Annotated in this window: 1 protein-coding gene; it reads left to right on the forward strand. The window is 68.6% G+C overall.

Annotated elements, in window-relative coordinates:
• Positions 1-74: 74 nt before the first annotated feature.
• The coding region (locus Q9Q40_14975; protein ID MDQ7008522.1) for a hypothetical protein at positions 75-1,129 on the forward strand (1,055 nt) is incomplete at its 3' end.

The raw sequence follows: 1,129 nt of genomic DNA on the forward strand, positions 1-1,129 counted from the left end.
CCCATGAGCTCGGCGTCACGGCGCCGGCGGTTGCCCCCTCGGTCTCGCCATCCGGTGGCACGGCGCAGACGGTCGTGCGCGCCTACGTCTATACCTATGTCACGACCTACGGCGAGGAGAGCGCGCCGTCGCCGCCGACCGTTGTCACCGGTTTCGCCGATGCCCGCTGGTACGTCTCCCTGCCCGGCTCCTACACCGGCGTCGCCAGCCCCGTCGACCGGGTCCGGGTCTACCGGACGGCGACCGCCGACAACGCCTACACCTACCGTATGGTGGCCGAGCTGCCGGTGGAGACGGTGTCCATGGAGGATACCGTGCGGGACGACCTGCTGCCGTTCCAGCCCGCCTTGCCCTCCATCGACTGGCTGCCGCCTCCGCAGGACCTGCGGTTCCTGCATCTGCACGGCTCTGGCGCGCTCGTCGGCGTGACCGGCCGGACCATCCGGTTCAGTGAACCCTACCAGCCTCACGCATGGCCGCCATCCTCCGCCTATTCCGTCCCCGTGCCGGTCACGGCGCTGGCGGTCTTCGGCACCTCCGTACTGATCTTCACCCGGGATCGGCCCTTCCTGCTCGACGGCGTCCATCCGTCGAGCATGGCCTTGACCCCTCTGCCCATCTCCGTACCGGTCGAGACGTGGCGCGCCGTACACACGGCCCTCGATGCCGTCTGGGTGGCAACACGCAACGGCATCCTGCGCTTCGACGGGCGGGGCTTCACCAACGTCTCCGCACCCTTCATCCGTCCGGACCAGTGGGAGGCCTTCGATCCCACCGTTTTCCGGCTGACCAGCCATCGCGACATGCTCCTGTGCCGGGTCGGCACGGCGCGTGGGCTGGCAATCATGCAGCGCGGCGATGGCCTGTACATGACCGACCTGCCGGAGATCGCCCGGGCGGACGAGCAGATCTACGATCTGTCCACCGACCGTACCTACGTGCGACTCGGCAACGATATCTATGAGCTGGACGCCGTCGACACCGAGGCCCGGCGCTTCACGTGGCAAAGTCAGGAGATCGTCCTGCCGGCGCCCATGAGCTTCGGTGTCCTGCAGGTCGACGTTCGCCCCGAAGGTCGTCTGCCGACGGATCCGGCCGAGCCGACCGAGCCGTCCCCGCCCGATGCCTC

The organism is Acidobacteriota bacterium, from assembly GCA_030949985.1.
Classification (GTDB): domain Bacteria; phylum Acidobacteriota; class Polarisedimenticolia; order J045; family J045; genus JALTMS01.